Origin of the sequence: Lysobacter claricitrinus (assembly GCF_045866565.1) — a bacterium.
Lineage (GTDB): Bacteria > Pseudomonadota > Gammaproteobacteria > Xanthomonadales > Xanthomonadaceae > Cognatilysobacter > Cognatilysobacter claricitrinus.
Map to the genome: position 1 here is coordinate 44,716 of NZ_BAAFZV010000003.1, position 17,187 is coordinate 61,902.

The 17,187-nt window shown below is 67.1% G+C and carries 18 protein-coding genes; 14 read left to right on the plus strand and 4 right to left on the minus strand.

Annotation, left to right across the window (positions count from 1 at the left end; all coding sequences use genetic code 11):
- Positions 1-2 precede the first annotated feature (2 nt).
- The 10 genes from ACKTTN_RS11930 to ACKTTN_RS11975 all read left to right on the plus strand — a co-directional run bounded on the left by ACKTTN_RS11930 (position 3) and on the right by ACKTTN_RS11975 (position 9,494).
- Complete coding sequence (locus ACKTTN_RS11930; protein WP_407910120.1) at positions 3-779, plus strand: hypothetical protein; 777 nt, start codon at positions 3-5, stop codon at positions 777-779.
- 54 nt (positions 780-833) lie between these two features.
- Entirely contained in the window at positions 834-1,937 is a 1,104-nt protein-coding gene (locus ACKTTN_RS11935; protein ID WP_407910121.1) for a type IV secretion system protein, read from the plus strand.
- Position 1,938: 1 nt separating this feature from the next.
- Positions 1,939-2,439 (plus strand): DUF4189 domain-containing protein, encoded by a 501-nt coding sequence (locus ACKTTN_RS11940; RefSeq protein WP_407910122.1) that lies wholly within the window; start codon positions 1,939-1,941, stop codon positions 2,437-2,439.
- A gap of 156 nt (positions 2,440-2,595) precedes the next feature.
- Entirely contained in the window at positions 2,596-3,600 is a 1,005-nt protein-coding gene (dusA, locus tag ACKTTN_RS11945) for a tRNA dihydrouridine(20/20a) synthase DusA (RefSeq protein WP_407910123.1), read from the plus strand.
- Entirely contained in the window at positions 3,597-4,520 is a 924-nt protein-coding gene (locus ACKTTN_RS11950) for an arginine deiminase-related protein (protein WP_407910124.1), read from the plus strand. Before dusA ends, ACKTTN_RS11950 begins: the two co-directional genes overlap by 4 nt.
- A gap of 231 nt (positions 4,521-4,751) precedes the next feature.
- Positions 4,752-4,964: a hypothetical protein gene (locus ACKTTN_RS11955; RefSeq protein ID WP_407910125.1), complete on the plus strand. Its 213-nt coding sequence runs from the start codon at positions 4,752-4,754 to the stop codon at positions 4,962-4,964.
- 125 nt (positions 4,965-5,089) lie between these two features.
- Positions 5,090-5,773, plus strand: a complete 684-nt coding sequence (locus ACKTTN_RS11960; RefSeq protein WP_407910126.1) for a response regulator transcription factor — start codon at positions 5,090-5,092, stop codon at positions 5,771-5,773.
- A gap of 189 nt (positions 5,774-5,962) precedes the next feature.
- On the plus strand, positions 5,963-7,366 hold the full coding sequence (locus ACKTTN_RS11965; protein ID WP_407910127.1) for an ATP-binding protein: 1,404 nt from the start codon (positions 5,963-5,965) through the stop codon (positions 7,364-7,366).
- 35 nt (positions 7,367-7,401) lie between these two features.
- Positions 7,402-8,118: an HAD family hydrolase gene (locus ACKTTN_RS11970; RefSeq protein ID WP_407910128.1), complete on the plus strand. Its 717-nt coding sequence runs from the start codon at positions 7,402-7,404 to the stop codon at positions 8,116-8,118.
- Positions 8,115-9,494, plus strand: a complete 1,380-nt coding sequence (locus tag ACKTTN_RS11975) for a leucyl aminopeptidase family protein (protein ID WP_407910129.1) — start codon at positions 8,115-8,117, stop codon at positions 9,492-9,494. Before ACKTTN_RS11970 ends, ACKTTN_RS11975 begins: the two co-directional genes overlap by 4 nt.
- Positions 9,495-9,651: 157 nt before the next feature.
- Here ACKTTN_RS11975 and ACKTTN_RS11980 read toward each other — a convergent pair whose 3' ends face one another.
- Genes ACKTTN_RS11980 through ACKTTN_RS11995 form a run of 4 tightly spaced genes read right to left on the minus strand, consistent with a single transcriptional unit; the run spans position 9,652 to position 13,159 of the window.
- Positions 9,652-10,254: a response regulator transcription factor gene (locus ACKTTN_RS11980; protein WP_407910130.1), complete on the minus strand. Its 603-nt coding sequence runs from the start codon at positions 10,252-10,254 to the stop codon at positions 9,652-9,654.
- Between the two features lie 46 nt (positions 10,255-10,300).
- Positions 10,301-11,452: a sensor histidine kinase gene (locus ACKTTN_RS11985; protein WP_407910131.1), complete on the minus strand. Its 1,152-nt coding sequence runs from the start codon at positions 11,450-11,452 to the stop codon at positions 10,301-10,303.
- Positions 11,453-11,495: 43 nt separating this feature from the next.
- Positions 11,496-12,260: an ABC transporter permease gene (locus tag ACKTTN_RS11990; protein ID WP_407910132.1), complete on the minus strand. Its 765-nt coding sequence runs from the start codon at positions 12,258-12,260 to the stop codon at positions 11,496-11,498.
- The gene (locus ACKTTN_RS11995) at positions 12,257-13,159 is read right to left on the minus strand and encodes an ABC transporter ATP-binding protein (RefSeq protein ID WP_407910133.1); all 903 of its coding nucleotides are present in this window, start codon (positions 13,157-13,159) and stop codon (positions 12,257-12,259) included. Before ACKTTN_RS11995 ends, ACKTTN_RS11990 begins: the two co-directional genes overlap by 4 nt.
- A 201-nt stretch (positions 13,160-13,360) precedes the next feature.
- On the opposite strand from ACKTTN_RS11995, the gene ACKTTN_RS12000 reads away from it, so the two are divergent.
- The 4 genes from ACKTTN_RS12000 to ACKTTN_RS12015 all read left to right on the plus strand — a co-directional run bounded on the left by ACKTTN_RS12000 (position 13,361) and on the right by ACKTTN_RS12015 (position 17,175).
- Entirely contained in the window at positions 13,361-14,626 is a 1,266-nt protein-coding gene (locus ACKTTN_RS12000) for an efflux RND transporter periplasmic adaptor subunit (RefSeq protein WP_407910134.1), read from the plus strand.
- A 30-nt stretch (positions 14,627-14,656) separates the two neighbouring features.
- The gene (locus ACKTTN_RS12005) at positions 14,657-15,214 is read left to right on the plus strand and encodes a DUF7010 family protein (protein WP_407910135.1); all 558 of its coding nucleotides are present in this window, start codon (positions 14,657-14,659) and stop codon (positions 15,212-15,214) included.
- 34 nt (positions 15,215-15,248) lie between these two features.
- A complete protein-coding gene (locus ACKTTN_RS12010; protein WP_407910136.1) occupies positions 15,249-15,941 on the plus strand; it encodes an ABC transporter ATP-binding protein in 693 nt (230 codons plus the stop codon).
- 73 nt (positions 15,942-16,014) lie between these two features.
- The gene (locus ACKTTN_RS12015; protein WP_407910137.1) at positions 16,015-17,175 is read left to right on the plus strand and encodes an ABC transporter permease; all 1,161 of its coding nucleotides are present in this window, start codon (positions 16,015-16,017) and stop codon (positions 17,173-17,175) included.
- The last annotated feature ends 12 nt before the right edge of the window (positions 17,176-17,187 follow it).

Consider the following 17,187-nt stretch of genomic DNA (forward strand, 5'->3'; position numbering starts at 1 on the left):
TGATGAAACAACTACGCCAAAAGATCCTGTCCGCGGTGCTGGTCGTGGTCCTCGCGACAACGGCAAGCAGTCCGCGCTACGCGCAGGCGACGGGTCTCCCAGTCGTGGACATTAGCGCCATCATGACAGCCATCATGTCGCAGATGAACGACATTGCGCAGTACGCCAAGGAAGTGCAGGGGATGGCGACCGACGTCGCCCACTACCAAGCGGTGATGGATCACTACCGCCAGCAGCTCATCCGTCTCCAGCGCATGGCGTCGAGCCTCTCGTTCAGCGGGACTCAGCCGCTGCAGAAGGTGCCGGATGACTACATGGTCGACACGATGTGCCAGAGCAGCCATGGCGGGTTGGATCTTCGCAGTCTGCTGAGCAGCTTCCGCTTGAACCCGAAGGGCGACCTGATCCAGCAGCAGCGCACCATTTGCGAACTTCGGCAGGTCGCCAGGAACCAGAAGTTCAACGAGACGATCGATTTCCTTACGCGCGTCAAGGAAGAGACGCAGACCGAGCTCAGTCAGATGGCCTCACGACAGGACAGTGGCGGCGAGACGCAGGCTGCCGTCCAGACGAGCACCAATGATGCGATGGCGTCGAGCGTCCGACTGAGTGCCATCTACCAGAACTACTCGAGCAAGGTCCAGATGTATGACACACAGATCGCCTCTCTGGACGACATGCAGAAGACGCTCGCCACCGCGGCGCTGAAGGGGGAAAACAATCCCATCGGTACTCTGGTGAAGACCGCGACGCTGGAAACCGCGCTGAAAGTGCACTGATTCACGCGGAGATGCTTCGGCATCTCCCTATCGGGTAGACGGAGTCGACAGAAGATGGGAATTGGCTGGCTGATGCCGCGGGTGGATTCGCTCGGAGACTTCGTTTTTTTCCGACTGATCCTCGGCTATCTGCGCGATGCTATCGAGAAGTTCGGCATCGAGCTCATGGGGCGCGCCATGAGCTGGGTGGGCATGATTGCGCTGACGCTTCTGACGCTCTGGATACTCATTCAGGGCTTCCGGATCGTGACCGGACAGTCGCGCGATTCCATGATGGCTCTGGTCATGAATTCGCTGAAGGCGACGCTGATTCTCAGCATCGCAACGTCGATGGCGATGTTTGGCACCGGCCTGCACAAACTCCTGGCAGAAGACGTAAAGGACGAGATCAATCACGTCGTGACGGGTTCGACGTCCTCGCCTGAGGAGGCCATCGACCGCAACCTGGCGTGGATGCAGGTCGCGCTGTCGAGCATCGACGTGCTGGACGTTGCGGGCGATAGCACGCTCGACGCGCAGAAAACGCGCGCGCTGTACATGGTCGGATTCGGCACCGGTGGACCAGCCATCGTCGGCGGCACGATGCTGCTGCTGAATGAAGTGGCGCTCGCCCTCTTTATCGGTCTAGGGCCCTTGTTCATCCTGTGTCTGCTATTCGACCAAACCAAGCCGCTTTTCGGTCGCTGGCTCTATTACGGGCTCGGAACAATGTTCTCGATGGCGGTGCTCAGCGCAATGGTGTCCATCGCATTGGAGATGGTCGTGCGGGTCGCGAGTTCGCTCTGGGGTGCGGCGCTGATCGGAGGATTGATGGGCTCCAACTTCACCGACGGCATGACCAGCCAGGCGATGCAGCAGGGTGGCCTCGGGCTGATTCTCACGGCGTTGATCATTAGCGCGCCACCGATGGCTGCGCAGTTCTTCCAAGGGACGCTGGGGCAGTTCAACTACACGAGTGCGTTCATGCATCGCCCAGGATATTCGGGGAATGGCGCAACGCCCGGGTCGCCGAACTACGTACCCACCTACTCACCCCCAGCCAACAATCCCATTGTCCGGGCTGTCGGAGAGGATCCGATGCGATCCGGGCTGCCGAACTTCAGGGGCGGCATGGACACGCCAACTACCGGCGCGCGCGCAGCCAACACGAGAGTTTGATATGCAGAAGCGACTGACCTTCCTGCTTGCTTTTGGACTGGCGAACATCGCTGCGGCTCAGGAGTGTCCCAACGGCATTCCATCGGCCAATAATCCTTCCTGTCTCCCTCCCGACATCCCAGAGTCGCCTTACTACGCTGGGCCGGCGCCTTCTGCTCCTCGGGCGGCGGGATATTGGAAGGACCAGTGGGGCGCTATCGCTGTCGGTACGGAAACCCCCGACGTAGCGACTGTGCTGCACATGGACTCCGAGACCGAGGCCACCGAAGCTGCTCTAAGGAAGTGTCGGGGCGACGAACAGCTGAGCTGCAAGACCATGATCGCGTTCAAGAATCAATGTGGTGCCTTGGTCTGGCCTACCCTGGGGGGGCACGCGGCGGCAGCTTCGGCGCCGTCCAGGACGCTCGCGGAGCGCACCGCTATAAGGCTCTGTCAGGAAACGGGAAAAGGTTGTCAGGTGGTCTTTTCGGACTGTGCGTTGGCCGCGTATCGCCCTAACTGACGGCTGATCGCTGGGGCCGGGGCGCTAGTAGGTGTGCTCGCGCGGTGCCGGCGTCAGGCCAATGGAACGCGCCGGTGCCATCCGTAATAGCCGAGTCGCCTACAATGGCGGCTCTGGTGGTCGGGCACCGCGGCCGCCAAGCACTGGCGACAATTTTTGAGAATTCAGGTCGCTCCCCTCTCCGTCGCCCCCATGATGGACTGGACCGACACGCACTGTCGGGCCTTCCACCGTGTGCTGGCGCCGTCGGCGCTGCTGTACACGGAGATGGTGCATGCGAACGCGGTGATCCATGGCGATCGCGCGAAGCTGCTGGCGATGGACCCGACCGAGCACCCGGTTGCGCTCCAGCTCGGTGGGAGTGATCCCGGGCTTCTCGGGCAGGCATCGCGCATCGCCGCCGATTGGGGTTTCGACGAGATCAACCTCAATTGCGGTTGCCCGTCCGATCGCGTGCAGGCGGGTCGGTTCGGCGCGTGCCTGATGCGCGAACCGCGGCTCGTCGCCGACTGCGTGGGCGCGATGAACGTGGCTGTCCGCACGAGCAGTAGTCCCGGCGTCCCGGTCACCGTGAAGTGCCGGCTCGGCGTCGATGATGACAACGACTTCGACGTGTTCCTGGCGTTCGTCGACACCGTCGCAGCAGCAGGGTGCAAGACTTTTATCGTGCATGCGCGCAACGCGTGGCTGAAAGGTCTCTCGCCGAAGGAGAACCGTGAGGTTCCACCGTTGCGTTATGACTGGGCGTATCGACTCAAGACGCTGCGGCCCGAGCTCGGCATCATCGTGAACGGCGGCGTCGCGGGCGTGGACGACAGCCTGGAGCACCTTGCGCACGCCGACGGGGTGATGCTGGGTCGCGCTGCGTATCACGATCCCTACGTGTTGCACCGGGTGGACGCGCGTTTGACGGGTCGCGACGTGCGCGCGCGCGAGGCCCTCTTGCGCGACTACTTTCCGTACATGCGGCGCCAGCTCGAGGGCGGCGTCGCGCTCAAGCACAGCACCCGCCATCTGCTCGGGCTGTTCCTTGGCGAGCGCGGCGGTCGTGCGTTCCGGCAGGTGCTGAGCGAAGGTTCGCATCGTCCAGGCGCGGGCCTCGAACTTGTGGAGGCCGCGCTTGCCTGCACGCGGCCTGATGGCCTGCGGCGAACGGCGTGATCACGCGCGATCCCGCCCGTTTTCTCGAGGTTGCCGCACGCTGCGCGCCGGATGCAGGTGACGCGACCGCACGCGCGGCGTTCCTCGTGACGCCCGAAGGTTTTTCGCGCGCGGAGCAGTCGGCAGTCGACAATCGTTACATGGCCGATGCGTCGCAGTTCGATGTCGACGCTGCGCTGCGCCAGCATCGTTGCCTGCAGGCCGCGCTTTCCATTTCGGTTCCCGTGATCGCATTTCCCGGCGATCCGACCACGCCCGATGCGACGTTCCCCAACAACGTCTTCGCAACGGCGCGAGTGGATGGCGAATCGCGCTTCATCGTCGGTCGCATGCGCCATGCGGTTCGCCAGCGAGAGGCCGGGCGCGCCGACATCCGCAGCTTTTTCATCGACACGCTCGGCTACGCGCCCATCGACCTTTCGGCGCAGCCGCATGCGTGCGAACTCACCGGCGCGCTGGTGATCGATCGTGCGCGTGGCATCGGATTTGCGGGGCTGTCGGAGCGCTGCGACGAAGAAGGCGCGCGACGCATGCACGATGCATTCGGGCTGCGCGCGACCTTCATGTTCGATCTGGCGCCGGGCGAGTACCACACCAACGTCGTGCTCGCGGTACTCGCGGGTCGGGCCGTCGTGTATGCGCAGCAGGGTTTCGCCGACATCGAGGACGCGCGCAGCATCGCGTCGCTATATGCGCCGCATGCGATCGAGCTGTCGCCTGACGAAGCCGCGAACTTCGCCGGCAATGCGATCGCGCTCGATCCGCAGCGCGTGTGGATGAGCGGCGCTGCCGATGAATCGCTGCGAGCATCGACGCGTGCCTCGCTCGCGGAGGCCGGCTTTTCGGTGCACAGTGTGCCCCTCGACGCGATCGAAGCCGGCGGCGGTTCATTGCGTTGCTGCGTCGCCGAGATTTTCTGAGCAACTGAACGGCACCGGCGCCGTGACGGAAAAGTTCAGAGGTGATTCACTGCATCGCTTCGATCATTTGCCCCGCACCACGGTGCCGCATCCCGTTGATTGAGTCGCGTCATGCCCTACGGTCGCTCCATTCTCATCGCTGCGTTGGTCCTCGCCTCCGGTAGCGCCCTTGCGGGCCCGCCCGGTGGGCGTGGTGCGCCACCGCCGCCGCAGCAGCAGGACATGCCGCGCATGGGCATGCCGCATGAGAGCCGACCCGAGGAGCGCTCGCTTGCGGAGTCGGTTCGCCGGGTCGAGCGCGCCACCGGCGGCGAGATCCTGAGTGCCGAGCGCGTGCCCTTCGATGGCCGCGACATCAACCGCATCAAGGTCCTCGACCAGACCGGCCGCGTCCGCGTCATCACCGAGGATCCGCACCCGCAGGGCCGTCCGCCGCGGGAATGAGTCCGCGGACTGCCGCTCGCTGAACAGCGGCGACCGTACACACGGCAACGACGGCTGCAACGGCTAAGCTACCTGAACAGCCGGTCGGCCCGACCGCACCGGCTCCCCTGTCCAGGAGCTTGGAAATGCGAATCCTGCTGGTCGAAGACGAAGCCCCCCTCCGCGAAACCCTTGCCGCCCGCCTGCGGCGCGAAGGCTTTGCGGTCGACGCGGCCCAGGACGGCGAGGAGGGGCTCTACATGGGCCGCGAAGTGCCGTTCGACGTCGGCATCATCGACCTCGGCCTACCCAAGATGTCGGGCATGGAGCTGATCCGCGCGCTCCGCCAGGAGGGCAAGAAATTCCCGGTCCTGATCCTGACCGCCCGCTCCAGCTGGCAGGACAAGGTCGAAGGCCTGAAGCAGGGCGCCGACGACTATCTGGTCAAGCCCTTCCACGTCGAAGAGCTGCTCGCGCGAATCAACGCGCTGGTGCGCCGCGCCGCGGGCTGGAGCAAGCCGCAGCTCGAATGCGGCCCGGTCGTCCTCGACCTCGCTGCGCAGACCGTCAACGTCAACGGCAGCAACGTCGACCTGACGAGCTACGAGTACAAGGTGCTCGAGTACTTGATGATGCACGCGGGCGAGCTGGTGTCGAAGGCCGACCTCACCGAGCACATCTACCAGCAGGATTTCGACCGCGACTCCAACGTGCTCGAAGTCTTCATCGGCCGACTGCGCAAGAAGCTCGACCCCGACGGCTCGCTCAAGCCGATCGAAACGGTGCGGGGCCGCGGTTACCGCTTCGCGATTCCGCGCAGCGGCGAGTAGCTGCGATGACCGACGCGGCCGCGCATGTCGCGGCCGTCGTCGTGCCGCGTCGATGCGTCGTGGCATATCGCGACGACGCCATGTCTCGACTCATGAGCACATCGACATCCTCTTCGTGTTCCGCAATTCGCGCTGTACGCGAAACGCGCGGCAGTGGTTCGTCGATCGCGCTTCGCGCATGATCCCGGCATGAGGATCGGACAACCGCGCTCGCTGCAGACACGCCAGTTGCTGGCGGCGAGCCTGTTCCTCGTCGCATTCCTCGCGCTCGCCGGTTATGCGCTCGATCGCGCCTTCCTCAAGACCGCGCGCGACAACCTGCGCGAGCGGCTTGAAAGCTATGCGCTTTCGCTCGCGCGTGATGGCGAATTCGCACGCGACGGCACCTTCGTCGAACCCGATTCGTCGCCCGATGCACGCTTCGACCGTCCCGGCAGTGGCCTGTACGCCGAGGTCGTGTTTCCGAACGGTCACTGGGATTCGGAATCCGCGCAGGGCCCGGGCCTGCCGCCGGCGCCGTTGCTGCCGCAGCGCACGCGTCGATTCGAAGGGCCGCTGCCGATGCGCGAGATCGACGGGCACGCCGGCGAGGTCTATCGCTTCGGCCTCGGCCTGATCTGGTCGAGCGACGATCAGAACAAGGCGTCGGAATTCCCGTACACGATCTACGTCTACGAAGACACCAGCGCGCTCAGCGAGCAGGTGCAGGTGTTCCGTTCGGCGTTGTGGCGTTACCTCGGCGGTGCCGGACTCGTGCTGCTGCTGCTGCAGGGCGTGATCCTGCGCTGGAGCCTGTTGCCGATGCGACGGGTCATCGAGGAACTCAAGCGCGTGCAACGCGGGCAGGCATCGCGCATGAGCGAACGCCACCCGCGCGAACTCGAACCGCTGACCGATTCGATCAACGCCTTCATCGAGAGCGAGCGCGAGAACCTCGATCGCCAGCGCAATACGCTCGCCGACCTCGCGCATTCGCTGAAGACGCCGCTCGCCGTGCTGCATTCGCGACTGGAAGACCAGCAGTCGGACATCGAGTCCATGCGTGTCGAAGTGCGTGCGCAGGTGCAGCGCATGACCGACATCGTGTCGTACCAGCTGGCGCGTGCGGCCAGCCGCGGCCACGCGCTGTTCGCCGCGCCGATCCCGATCGAGCCGCATGCCGAACAGATCGTCACCAGCCTCGAGAAGGTGTACGCGTCGAAGGGCGTGCTGTGCGAATTCGAACTGGGCGAAGGCCTGCAGTTCTACGGCGAGCCGGGCGACCTGCAGGAGCTGCTCGGCAACCTGCTCGAGAACGCGTTCAAGTGGGCGAAATCGCGCGTGCTGTTGACTATCGGCCCCGTCGCCTGCGAACAGAACCGGCGGCCCGGCGTGTTGATCGCGGTTGACGACGACGGCCCCGGCATTCCGCCGGACAAGGTCGCGCTGGTACTGCAGCGCGGCGTGCGCGGCGACGAACGGGTGCAGGGCCACGGCATCGGCCTCGCCATCGTGCAGGACCTGGTGCGCGCGTATCGCGGCGAACTCGAGGTCGGCCAATCGCAGGAACTCGGCGGCGCGCGCTTCGAAGTGCGACTGCCGCCCGGTCTCTGACGGGATCGTCGGCGCCGGCCCGCTAGAATCGGCGGATGACGTTCCGCATCCGCGCCATCACCCTCGACCTCGACGACACGCTGTGGCCGATCGCGCCCGCGATCGACCGCGCCGAAGCGGCGCTGGATGCGTGGCTCGCCGCGCACGCGCCGCAGGTATTCGCGCGCTGGCCGCTCGACGTGCGCCAGCGGCTGCGCCTGCAGATCGACGCGGAGCGGCCACACATGGCGCACGACATGACCGCGCAGCGCCAGTGGATGCTCGAGCGGATGTTCGTCGAAGCCGGCGAAGACGCCGCACGCGCGCACGATGCCTTCGAAGCCTACTTTGCGGCGCGCTGCGAGGTCGAACACTATCCGGACACCGTCGACGCGCTCGAACGGCTGGCCGCCCATGTACCGCTCGCATCGGTGAGCAACGGCAATGCGTGCCTGGCGCGCATCGGCCTGATGCCGCTGTTCCGCTTCCAGCTCGGCGCGCGGGAGCACGGCGCGGCCAAGCCCGACGCCGGCATCTTCCTCGCCGCGTGCGAACGCCTCGGCGTCGAGCCGCAGCATGTGCTGCATGTCGGCGATGACGTGGAGCTCGACGTCGTCGGCGCTGCGCGTGCAGGCCTGCGCACGTGCTGGATCGATCGCCGCGACGAGCGCTGGCCGCGCGACGACATGCGCCCCGACCTGCATTTCACCGATCTCGCCGCGCTCGCCGACTGGCTGGACGCGCACCTCGCTACGGAGCACCACGCCGCATGAACCTCCCCACCGGTTTCGTCGCTTCCTCCGCGGCCGCCCGGCCGCTGCACCTCGTCGATCGCGTGCGCACGCCGCAGTGGCGCGATGCGCTCGCGCCTGCCGCACAGGCATGGGCCGACGCGCAGGGCTTCGACGCGTCGCCGGGCACCGTGCTGGTCGTGCCCGATGCGAACGGTGGTGCGGCGTCGGCGCTGGTCGCGATCGGCGACGCGCTGGACCCGTTCGCCTACGCGCACGCGCCGCGCATGTTGCCGGTGAGCGATTGGACGCTCGCAACGGAACTCCACGCCGCGGAACGCGATGCGCTACTCATCGGCTGGGGCCTGGGCAGTTATCACTTCGGCCGCTATCGCGCGCCGCTGCGCGCTCCGGCGCAGCTGGTTGTCGATGCGTTGCCGGACGATGTGCGGGACGTGCTCGCCGCGTGCGTTCGCGTTCGCGACCTCGTCAACACGCCGACCCAGCACATGGGGCCGGACGAACTCGAACGCACCGTCTGCGAAATCGCCGAGGTGCATGGCGCGAAGATCAAGGTCGTCAGCGGCGACGACCTGATTGAACAGAATTTCCCGGCGATCCATGCCGTCGGACGTGCTTCGCATCGCGCACCGCGCCTGATCCGCCTCGACTGGGGCCATGACGCGCACCCGCACGTCGCGATCGTCGGCAAGGGCGTGTGCTTCGACACCGGCGGCCTGAACATCAAGACCGGCGACGGCATGCGCAACATGAAGAAGGACATGGGCGGCGCTGCGCATGCGATCGCTCTCGCCGAGCTGGTGATGGCGCGTCGCCTGCCGCTGCGCATTTCCCTGCTCGTGCCCGCGGTCGAGAACGCGATCGGCCCCGATGCATTGCGACCCGGCGAAATCATCTCGACGCGCATCGGCGTGCACGTCGAGATCGACAATACCGATGCGGAAGGCCGCCTGATCCTCGGCGACGCGCTCACCCACGCTGCCGAAGACGCGCCTGCGCTGCTGATCGACTTCGCGACGCTTACCGGTGCTGCGCGCGTCGCGCTCGGCCCCGACCTGCCCGCGCTCTACGCCAACGACGAAGCACGTGCGGCCGCGCTGCTGCAGGCCAGTGACGAGACGCGCGATCCGCTGTGGCGTATGCCGCTGTGGCGCCCGTACTGGCGTTACCTGACCAGCACCGTCGCCGACTTCGCCAACAGCGGCCCGTCGCGCATGGCCGGCAGCGTCACCGCGGCGCTCTACCTCGAACGCTTCGTGCCGGCGCAGCAGCCTTGGCTGCACATGGACACGTACTCCTGGAACGACACCGATCGTCCGGGTCGTCCCACCGGCGGTGAAGCGCAGGGCCTGCGCGCGGTGTACGCGATGTTGCAGCGGTTCGCCGCGTCCCGCTGAGCAGTCGCGGTGAGTGTGCTGGCGGCCGGCGCGCGACGCGGGTGCACGGCTGGACTCGCGTCATGACATCGGCTCCAGCGCGTCGTGCTCATTCCATCGCGTCATGGGCTCCGTGGGGCGTCGTGGGGCCGTGGTGTCGCCGTGGTGTCGCCGTCGCCTATAACCAGCCCTTCTGCCGCGCCAGTCGATACGCCTCGACGCGGTTACCGGCGTTGAGCTTGCCGATCGCCTCGGACAGGTAGTTGCGCACCGTACCGGCGGACAGATGCAGCTGTGCGGCGATGTCGTTGGCGGTGAGACCTTCGCCGGCCAGGCGCAGTACTTGTCGTTCGCGATCATTGAGTGGGTCGGCGTCCGACCACGCGTCGACCGCGAGTTGCGGGTCGATCGCGCGGCCGCCGCGGTGCACCTGGCGGATCGCTTCGGCGAGTTGCTCGGCCGGCGCGTCCTTCAGGACGTAACCGCCGACACCGGCATCCAGTGCGCGCCGCAGGAAACCCGCACGCGCGAACGTGGTGGCGATGACGATGCGCACCGGCAACTCGTGGCGACGGATGCGCTGCGCGAGCTCGAGCCCGGTGAGGCCGGGCATCTCGATGTCGGTGACGAGCACGTCGGGTTTGAGGCGCTCGACGTCGCGCCATGCGCTGATGCCATCGGGCGCGGCGCCGACCACTTCGATGTCGCTTTCCAGCGCGAGCAGGGCGGCGAGCGCGCCGCGCACCATCGCCTGGTCCTCGGCGAGCAGCACGCGGATCATTGGTTGCTGATGCGTTTCGACATGCGCGAACGGTAGCAGACGCCAATCACGCGGCGCGCGCGTCGATGTCCGGTTCCGACAGCGACGTCGCCTGTTTCGGTAGCGGCACGCACGCTTCCAGGCGCGTGCCGCTCGACGCCGATTCGATGCGCAGCTTCCCGCCCAGCGCTTCCACGCGCTCGCGCATGCCCGAAAGCCCGTTGCCGGGGGTGATCGCCCCGCCACGGCCGTCGTCGGCGATGCAGAGCTTCACCTCGCGCGGTGTCGACGACAGCGTGATCTCCGCATGCCGCGCGCGTGCGTGGCGCTGGATGTTGGTCACCGCTTCGCGCACCGTCAGCGCGAGCACGGTTTCGATCTCCGCCGGCAACGTGACCGGTGCGAGCGCGTACTGCAGTTCGATCGCATCCGACTCCAGCAGCAGCCGCGCGGACGCCAGTTCCGCGCCGAGGCCCGCGGCACGGATGCCGGTTACCGCGCTACGCACCTGCGTCAACGCCTCGCGCGCGACGCGGCTGACCTCGTCGAGCTCGCGCCGTGCGGAGGCCGGATCGCGGTCGATCAGCTTGCCGGCAAGTTCGGACTTCAGCGCCACCAGCGACAACGTATGCCCGAGCAGATCGTGCAGGTCACGGCCGATGCGTTCGCGTTCGGCGAGCGCGGCCAGGCGACGCACTTCGTCGTGGCTGAGCTTGAGCGCGACATCGGCCTGCTTGCGGCGGATGTAATGCACGTTCATCAGGCCGACGACGAGGCCGACCACCACCGCGTTGAGCACGTACACCCACGGCAGGTGCAGTGACAGCCAGTACGCCGTGTAGGCCGCCACCAGCACCAGCATCGCGATGATCGCGGAACGTGGCCGGAACGCGAACGCGATGTAGGCGCAGGCGTAGATGATGTAGCCCTGTCCACCCGGGTTCCACGGCGTCAGCGCGAAGCCGAGTGCGGCGATCGCGAGGGCGACGACGAGAATGCGCCGGCAGTCGCCGTAGTGGATGTAGACGAACAGGCCGAGGAAGGCGGCGTAGCTGGCGAGCGTCGGCCACAGCCAATGCGGGAACGCGCCCGACGGCTCGGTCAACGGCACCAGGAAGATCCACATCGACCACACGAGGTTGAGCCAGGAGTGCCAGCCCGTGCCCGGCTGGGTGACCTGCAGGACCGACTTGCCGCCGTCGTCGCGCTTCGTGTTCATGCCATCCGCCTCGTCGATGCCGACATGATGCCGGGCCCGCGCCTCAGCCGCGCGCCAACCGGCGACGCGCGGCGACGAAGAACACCGTCGCGTAGATCGCCAGCACCAGCGCGTGCACGCCGATGGTGCCGTCGGTCTTCGCGCCGACCGTGGCCAGCGCGATCTGCGACAGGTGGTAGGCGGGCCACAACGGCGCGACCTTGCCGATGAAGGCGGGCAGCATCGACAGCGGCATCCACAGGCCGGCGAGGAAGGCCATCGGCAGGTAGGTCAGGTTGACCACCGCCGGCGCGCCCTGGCCGGACACCAGGCTGCCGATGTACAGGCCGATCGCGCAGAACGGCAGCACGCCCAGCAGGTCGACGAACACCAGCGACACCGCCTGCGACGCGGTCAGCGTCACGCCGCCGACGGTCAGGCCGATCGTCAGCAGCAGCAGCGAGATCACCACCGCGAACACCATCGCCATCGCCATGCGCGACAGCAGCACCGCGCCCGCCGGCACCGGTTGCGCACGCTTCAGCGTGAGGAAGCCGCGTTCGCGGTCCATCGCGATGGCGACGCCGAAGCCGAACAGGCCCGGCGCCATCACGCCGAACACGCCGTACGTGGCGAGCAGGTAGGTGGCCACCTGCGGACCGCCCTTGTGGTTCAGCAGCACCGCGAACAGCACGTAGAACATCGGCGGGAACACCAGCGTCGGCACCGCGAACGACGGCGAGCGCAGCAGGCGCAGGAATTCGTTGCGGGCTTCGAGCCAGTACGCGCGCATCGGGTTCGGACGCGCTACGAGGGCGACGGCGTTCATGCGGCCTCCTTGGTGATTTCGACGAAGGCGTCGGCCAGGCCGGCGCGGGTGACTTCGAGGTCGGACAGCGTCGGGTCGTCGGTGAGCAGGCGATACACGACCGCCTCGATCGCGTCGGCGACGATCTCCAGCCGTTCGCCGTCGTGCGTCGCCGCCAGCACGTTCGGCCACGACGCGACCGTCGGCGCATCCAGCGACGACACGCAGCGCACGCGGCGCTGCGACACGCGCGACCGGATCTGCGCGACGCTGCCCTGCGCGACGACGCGGCCGCCGTTGATCACGACCACGCGATCGGCCAGCGCTTCGGCTTCCTCGAGGTAATGCGTGGTGAGCACCACGCCGGTGCCGTCGGCGACCAGTTCCCGGATCGCGGCCCACAGCTTCTGGCGTGCATCGATGTCGAGGCCGGTGGTCGGCTCGTCGAGGAACAGCAGCCCGGGACGGCCGCAGATCGCCATCGCGAACTGCACGCGGCGCTGTTGTCCACCGGACAGGCGCCCGTAGCGACGCTCGAGAAGTCCATCGAGCCCCGCCAGCGCCACGCAGTCGGCGACGCTGCGCGGGTTGGCGTAATAGCTGCGCGTCACCTCGATGAGTTCGCGCACCTTGAGCGTGTCGGGAATCCCGGCCGACTGCAGCATCACGCCCACCTGCCGGCGCGCGTCGATCTCGTGCGGGTCGCGGTCGAACAGCTGCACGCGGCCGTCGTCGGCCCCGGTCAGGCCGAGCATCAGCGCGATGGAGGTGGACTTGCCGGCCCCGTTCGGGCCGAGCAGGGCGAGCAGCTCGCCGCCGCGCACCTCGAGGTCGAGGCCGTCGAGGGCGACGACGTTGCCGTAGCGCTTGCGCACGCCGGCGAGTCGGGCGAGCGGCGAGAGCGTGACCGTGGATCCCATGACGCGTCTCCGGTGGAAGGTGGCGCCACGATGCGCCGCGTGCGGACGGCGCGGCAGTCGCGGCTGTCAGCAATTCGACATGACACTCGTCAGGTGACGCGGGCCGGGGCGCGCCGTACCCTGCCGGCCAGTCGTCGCCCGATCGCCAACCGGCCGCAGAGCCGGTCATCCGGGCACACCCCGCCGTCGTAATGGAACGCGATGAACACGTCTGCTGATCTGCTCAAGGAACTCCGCATCGACCGCAACGCCGCGCCGCCGCCGACGAATCGTCGCGGGCTTTGGATCGGCGTCGCGATCGCCGTCGCCGTGCTCGCCGCGGGCGGCACCGCGTTCGCGCTGATGCGCGGTGGCGCCGCGACCGACGTCCACGTCGCGGATGTCACCGCGATCGGGGCCGGTGGCGCGAACGCGTCGGTGCTGGACGCGACCGGTTACGTCGTCGCACGTCGCATGGCCACCGTGTCGTCGAAGATCACCGGCAAGGTGCGCGAGGTGCGCATCGAGGAAGGCCAGCACATCGAGGCGGGTTACGTGATGGCGACGCTCGATCCCATCGACGCCGATGCCGCGCGTTCACTCGCGGGCGCGCAGGTCGCCGCATCGCGTTCGCAGATCGCCAGCGTGCAGGCGCAGTTGCGTGACGCCGAAGCGAATGCGCGACGCTTGTCGACGTTGGTGGGCCAGCAGCTCGTGTCGAAAGCGCAGTACGACCAGGCCGTCGCGCAGCGTGATGCCTTGCGCGCCCAACTCGCGACCGCGCAACGCGGCACGCAGGTGTCCACCGCGAACCTGCGCATCGCCGAGAACGGCGTCGACAACACCGTGGTGCGCGCGCCGTTCGCCGGTGTCGTCATCGCCAAGGCCGCGCAGCCGGGCGAGATCGTGTCGCCGCTGTCGGCGGGTGGCGGGTTCACCCGCACGGGCATCGGCACCATCGTCGACATGGATTCGCTCGAGGTCGAAGTCGACGTCGGCGAGGCCTACATCGGTCGCGTGCAGCCCGGCATGCCGGTCGAGGCGGTGCTCAATGCCTACCCGGACTGGAAGATCCCCGCCGAAGTGATCGCGATCATCCCGACCGCCGATCGCAGCAAGGCGACGGTGAAGGTGCGCATCGCGCTAAAGCAGAAGGACGGCCGCATCGTTCCCGACATGGGCGTGCGCGTGAGCTTCCTCGAACGGGAACAGCCGGCGCAGGCCAAGCGCGCGCCCGCCGCACTCGCGCCTGCCGCCGCGATCGTCGACCGCGACGGCAAGCAGGTCGCGTTCGTTGTCGACGGCGACGAGGGCAAGGCGACGGTGTCGCGGCACGACGTGAAGGTCGGCCGCACGCTGGGCGACGACCGCGAAGTGCTGTCGGGCCTCTCCGGCGGCGAACGCGTCGTGCTCGACCCGCCCACCAAGCTCGTCGACGGCGCGCGCGTGCGCATCGTCAAGGACGACGCCGAGACCGCGTCCGAATAACGCATCGCAACGCTCACAGGGAGAAGTGTCATGACGTTGGATCTGCAACAGGCCCAGGCCGACATGCGCCGGGCGTACTACGGCGGCGCGACGGGCATGGCCGCATCGGCGATCGCGTGGCTCGCAGCGGCGTGCGTCGCGTTGCGCGGCAAGCCGGACGCCGCGGTGTGGACGTTGCTGGTCGCCGGCATGTTCATCCATCCGGCGGCGATGCTGCTGTCGCGCGTGGCGGGGCGTTCGGGCGCGCATGCCAAGGACAATCCGCTCGGCCGGCTCGCGGGCGCGAGCACGTTCTGGCTGATCTTCAGCCTGCCACTCGCGTACGCGGCGTCGCGCCTGCACATCGAATGGTTCTTCCCGGCGATGCTGCTGGTCATCGGCGGCCGCTATCTCACCTTCGACACGCTTTACGGCGAGTCGCTGTACTGGCCGTGCGGGCTCGCGCTCGCGGCTGCCGGCCTGGCCCTTGGCCGCATGTTCGCGACGCCGTCGCTCGCCGCATTCGTCGGCGGTGCGATCGAACTCGCATTCGCCCTCGTCATCGCACTTCGCGAGCAGCGCGCATCCCGCGTGCTGAGCGCCGCCTGATCCATCCGACCGTTTTCGTAAGCAGGAGATCGCCATGTCGTCGCTCGTCAGCATCCGAGGCCTGCGCAAGACCTACCAGCGCGGCGCCGAACGCGTCGAAGTCCTCCACGGCATCGACCTGGAGATTCCCGAGGGCGACTTCGTCGCGCTCATGGGCCCGTCGGGCTCGGGCAAGTCGACGCTGCTCAACCTTATCGGCGGACTGGATACGCCCACCGGTGGCGAGATCGATGTCGGCGGTCGCCGCATCGACACGCTGCGCGCCGGCCAGCTCGCGCAATGGCGCAGCGACAACGTCGGCTTCGTATTCCAGTTCTACAACCTGATGCCCACGCTCACCGCGCAGAAGAACGTCGAGCTGCCGCTGCTTCTCACCAAGCTCAACGCCGCGCAGCGCGCGCGCAACGCGGCGATCGCGTTGCAGCTGGTCGGCCTGGCCGATCGCGCCAAGCACAAGCCGAACGAGCTGTCGGGCGGCCAGCAGCAGCGCGTTGCGATCGCTCGCGCCATCGTCTCCGATCCCACGCTTCTGATCTGCGACGAACCGACCGGCGACCTCGATCGCCAGTCCGCCGAAGAAATCCTCGGCCTGCTGCAGACGCTCAATCGCGACCACGGCAAGACGATCGTGATGGTGACGCACGATCCGAAGGCGGCCGACCACGCGCAGCGCACCGTGCATCTCGACAAGGGCGTGCTGGTCGACCAGCCGGCCTTCGCACACTGATCCCGTCGCGGCGCGCCATGCGCGTCGCCGTCTCCGCACCCGCGGAGCCTTTCGACGATTCGAAGAGGCGGTCATGAAATACCTGCATCTCATCTGGGCTTCGTTGTTCCGAAGCCGCACACGCACGCTGCTGACACTGCTGTCGGTGTTCGTCGCGTTCTTCCTGTTCGGCATGCTCGATTCAGTGCGTGTCGCCTTCAATTCGGGCGGCGACGTCACCGGCGCGAACCGCATGGTCGTGGCCTCGCGCCTGTCGATCACGCAGATGCTTCCGTACCGGCTGGATCCGCAGATCGCGTCGATTCCCGGCGTGCGCAAGTCCTCCTTCGCAGCGTGGTTCGGCGGCATCTACCAGGATCCGAAGAACTTCTTCCCGAACTTCTCGGTCGGCGACAAATATCTCGATCTCTATCCGGAGTTCCAGATGCCGCCCGCGCAGCGCAAGGCGTGGGAGTCCGACCGGCAAGGCGCGATCGTCGGCGAAACGCTGGCCAAGAAGTTCGGCTGGAAAGTCGGCGACATGATCCCGCTGCAGGCGACGATCTTCCCGACCAAGGGCAGCAACGACTGGCAGTTCAAGCTCGACGGCATCTTCCATATCGAAGACGTCAAGCGGAAAGGCCAGGAGCAGATCCTGCTGTTCCACTGGAACTACTTCGACGAGGCCAACGACTACGTCAAGGGGCGCGTCGGCTGGTACATCATCCAGGTCGACAACGCGGGCGTATCAAACCGTGTCGCAAAGTCGATCGACGCGCTGTCGGCCAACTCCGACCACGAGACCAAGACGCAGACGGAAGAAGCGTTCAACCAGTCGTTCGCCAAGCAGATCGGCGACATCGGGTTGATCGTCACGGCGATCATGGGCGCCGTGTTCTTCACCCTGCTACTGCTCACCGGCAACACGATGGCGCAGGCCGTCCGCGAACGCATTCCGGAACTCGCGGTGCTCAAAACGATCGGGTTCCAGGATCGCGCGGTGCTCGGGCTGGTGCTCTTCGAGTCGATCTTCCTGGTCGCGATCGGCGCGGTGCTCGGCCTCGTATTCGCGCCGCTCGCGATGCAGGTGGTGAGCCGCGGCAGCGGCGGTTTCATCGCGCTGCCCGATCGCCTGCCGCCGGAAAGTTGGGCGACCGGCCTCGTGCTGATGGTGCTGTTCGGCGTGCTCGCCGGCCTGCTGCCCGCCCTGCGCGCCATGCGCCTCAACATCGTCGACGCCCTGGCCGGGCGCTGAGGAGGACATCGT

What these genes read in the sequence shown, in the direction of transcription:
- ACKTTN_RS11985 (WP_407910131.1), bottom strand. Translation starts at nt 11,452, where the DNA reads ATGAACACGAAGCGCGACGACGGCGGCAAGTCGGTCCTGCAGGTCACC.
- ACKTTN_RS11970 (WP_407910128.1), top strand. Translation starts at nt 7,402, where the DNA reads ATGACGTTCCGCATCCGCGCCATCACCCTCGACCTCGACGACACGCTG.
- ACKTTN_RS11980 (WP_407910130.1), bottom strand. Translation starts at nt 10,254, where the DNA reads ATGATCCGCGTGCTGCTCGCCGAGGACCAGGCGATGGTGCGCGGCGCG.
- ACKTTN_RS11940 (WP_407910122.1), top strand. Translation starts at nt 1,939, where the DNA reads ATGCAGAAGCGACTGACCTTCCTGCTTGCTTTTGGACTGGCGAACATC.
- ACKTTN_RS11975 (WP_407910129.1), top strand. Translation starts at nt 8,115, where the DNA reads ATGAACCTCCCCACCGGTTTCGTCGCTTCCTCCGCGGCCGCCCGGCCG.
- ACKTTN_RS12005 (WP_407910135.1), top strand. Translation starts at nt 14,657, where the DNA reads ATGACGTTGGATCTGCAACAGGCCCAGGCCGACATGCGCCGGGCGTAC.
- ACKTTN_RS12000 (WP_407910134.1), top strand. Translation starts at nt 13,361, where the DNA reads ATGAACACGTCTGCTGATCTGCTCAAGGAACTCCGCATCGACCGCAAC.
- ACKTTN_RS11995 (WP_407910133.1), bottom strand. Translation starts at nt 13,159, where the DNA reads ATGGGATCCACGGTCACGCTCTCGCCGCTCGCCCGACTCGCCGGCGTG.
- ACKTTN_RS11960 (WP_407910126.1), top strand. Translation starts at nt 5,090, where the DNA reads ATGCGAATCCTGCTGGTCGAAGACGAAGCCCCCCTCCGCGAAACCCTT.
- ACKTTN_RS11930 (WP_407910120.1), top strand. Translation starts at nt 3, where the DNA reads ATGAAACAACTACGCCAAAAGATCCTGTCCGCGGTGCTGGTCGTGGTC.
- ACKTTN_RS12015 (WP_407910137.1), top strand. Translation starts at nt 16,015, where the DNA reads ATGAAATACCTGCATCTCATCTGGGCTTCGTTGTTCCGAAGCCGCACA.
- ACKTTN_RS11935 (WP_407910121.1), top strand. Translation starts at nt 834, where the DNA reads ATGGGAATTGGCTGGCTGATGCCGCGGGTGGATTCGCTCGGAGACTTC.
- ACKTTN_RS11955 (WP_407910125.1), top strand. Translation starts at nt 4,752, where the DNA reads ATGGGCATGCCGCATGAGAGCCGACCCGAGGAGCGCTCGCTTGCGGAG.
- ACKTTN_RS11965 (WP_407910127.1), top strand. Translation starts at nt 5,963, where the DNA reads ATGAGGATCGGACAACCGCGCTCGCTGCAGACACGCCAGTTGCTGGCG.
- ACKTTN_RS12010 (WP_407910136.1), top strand. Translation starts at nt 15,249, where the DNA reads ATGTCGTCGCTCGTCAGCATCCGAGGCCTGCGCAAGACCTACCAGCGC.
- ACKTTN_RS11990 (WP_407910132.1), bottom strand. Translation starts at nt 12,260, where the DNA reads ATGAACGCCGTCGCCCTCGTAGCGCGTCCGAACCCGATGCGCGCGTAC.